This is a genomic window from Chryseobacterium sp. LAM-KRS1 (assembly GCF_013184525.1).
Classification (GTDB): Bacteria; Bacteroidota; Bacteroidia; order Flavobacteriales; family Weeksellaceae; genus Chryseobacterium; species Chryseobacterium proteolyticum.
The window spans coordinates 1-2,744 of the sequence record NZ_JAAOIZ010000011.1 but is presented as its reverse complement, the minus strand read 5'-3'; the positions used below and the strand labels follow the sequence as shown (position 1 = coordinate 2,744).

At 36.1% G+C, this 2,744-nt stretch carries 1 protein-coding gene; it reads right to left on the bottom strand.

Annotation, left to right across the window (positions count from 1 at the left end; all coding sequences use genetic code 11):
* The coding region (locus G9C87_RS20660) for a condensation domain-containing protein (RefSeq protein WP_172284686.1) at nucleotides 1-2,744 on the bottom strand (2,744 nt) is incomplete at both ends.

Genomic DNA, 2,744 nt, shown 5'->3' with positions numbered 1-2,744 from the left:
TTGTAAAAAGTACCATACTTCAAATATTCCTTAGTCTTCCCCATAATAGCTGATTCTCCTGCGGTTATTAAACCTTTCAATCCCTGAAGTCTCTCAACATTTAATAAACTGAAAAATGCAGGTGGCAGTGTTACCAGATCAATGGAATGATTATTTACATAATCTTCAAAGGCATAAGCATCCTTTCTCACTGAATCACTCAAAATATGAAGACTCTTACCACTTAGCAACGTCATGAAAATCTCTGAAATAGAAGCATCAAATGAAAATGAAGCGAACTGAGCAACATTTTCATAAGAGGAAACTTCAAAGAATTCTTTCTGGAATAACATCGTATTTAAAATACCACCATGGGTATTCAAAACTCCTTTTGGTTCTCCCGTAGAACCTGAAGTGTAAATGATATAGGCTATATCATCTCTTTCTAAAACGGCTGATGTAAAGCCTGAAGCATCTTCTTCCGTGAATTCTAAATCTATAGAAAAAGATTCACCAGAGTAGAAATCAAGGTCAAAGAAATAGTAAGATTCGGTGATCAGTAAAGATAATCCGGAGGTCATCACCTCTTTCCTGGATTCTGGAAGATTCGCATCTATAGGTACATAAACTGCTCCTAGTTTCAATATCCCAAGAATGGAAACGATCTGATTCTCTCCACGGTTAAGCATTACTCCTACCTGATCGCCTTTCTTGATTCCATAAGCACTTTGAAGCTGAAGAGCAAGGCTGGATGCTTTTTCATTCAATTCGGTATAGCTTAAGCTAAGATCATCAAAAACAACAGCAATATTGTCAGGAGTAAGATTCACCTGATCTTCAAATAAACTTAGAATTGTTGTATCTGCAGGATAAGCAACTTCTGTAGTGTTAAGCTCATTGATCAGGAACTCTCGCTCAGAGAAACTTAGATAATCTAATTCCGACAGAGGAGTATCAATGTACGTTTTAAATTGGTTAAGGGCATTTTTCAAGTGAGAAACCAGAATCTTGATAAAAGAAGAATATACTGATGCATTGTATTCAAAATCCATATTTAAATGATCCTCATATGGTTCTGCGACTAATGTAAAGTTATAGTTGGATTGATCAAAAACTTTTACATTTTCAAAGTTTTCATTCGGTTCATTCTTTACGTAGTTTTCAAATATAATAATGTTGCTTAGCAAATCTTTCCCTAAAGAAGATAAGGATTGAATTTCCGCCAAACTGTTGAAATGATATCCTGTATTCTGTATAGAATCCTGATGTACTTTTTTCAAAAGGCTACGCGGTGTATCATCTTTGTTAACCAAAATCCTTACAGGGATGGTATTGATAAACAATCCGACCATACGTTCTACGTCCTCAATTTCTGCCGGTCTTCCTGACACAACAGCTCCGAATATGATTTCTTCTGAGGAATTGTATTTACTTAAAAGATAAGACCACACACCCTGTATATAAGTATTGAGAGTAATTCCAAGTTTCTGACACAGCTGATCAATTTCTTTAAATTCATCTCCCACCACACTAAATTTTTCGGTAACAAAATGAGGAGGTTCTTCTTTGGAGTTCTTTTCAAAAGGTATAAGCGTTGGAGTATTAATTCCTTCTAAATAGTTTTTCCAATGCAACATTGCCGAATCTTTATCAATCCCGCTTAGCCATTTAAGATAAGCAGAATATTTCTGAGGTTCTGGTAAATTGGCTTCCAGACTTTGTTTAAGCGAGTCTAATATTGCAGAGAAATCGTTGATCAAGATACTCAGACACCATCCATCCATAATGATATGGTGATAACTCCAAATAAACTCATATGTATCATTTGATAATTCTACTATTATCAAACGTAATTGTGTAGGTTGATTCAGAGCAAAACCACGGATAATATCATTTTCTTTAATAATCTCCAGATCGTTTTCCAGGGAATCTTTAGATCCTATTGTATGATATTTAAAGTCAACTTGTGCTTTTTTGTGAACGATCTGCAAAGGAACTTCTCCATAACGATTATCAAAAGAAGTCCTTAAAACCGTATAGCGATTGACAAGGATTCCAAATGCCTTTTCTACTTCTGACAGATCAAGACCCTCGGATTTTGTCCTGTACGAAGTCTGCATGAAATACGTGGCTCCTTTGGGTTCCACAAGCCAATGGTAATACAAGCCCTGCTGCATTGGCGAAAGCTCATAAATATCTTCAATATCCCCTTTCTTATTGATCTCCTGAATCGTATTGAATGACAATCCTTTATAAGTAAGATCTGATGGTGTTAAAATCACCTCTGAGCCTTCACTCTCATCAATCATTTTCTCCAAATGATTCTGATAGCTATCTATCAATTTCTGAACCGTAGCTTCAGTAAAGAGATCTCCTGAATAACGGATCGTGATAGTCATGGCACCACTCATCGTGATTCCTGAAACATCCAATAGAATATCGGTTCCTAGGTTTTCTTCTGACACCGCATTACCAATAGACTCTGAACTATAATTAAATGCTGGTCCTACTGCATCATCAAAATCTCCAAGGTAATTAAACTGAACCGATGGATTATTTACTGGTGAAAACGAATTTCCAAGATAATTTAATACTCCATAACCAATCCCTTTAGAAGGAATAGCTCTCAAATCTTCTTTGATACTTACCAAAGCAGGCTGGTTCTCATTGCTGATATCTAACGAAAAAGGATACACACTGGTGAACCATCCTACTGTTCTGCTGATATCTAAACCTGTATTCATCACCTCTCTACCATGACCTTC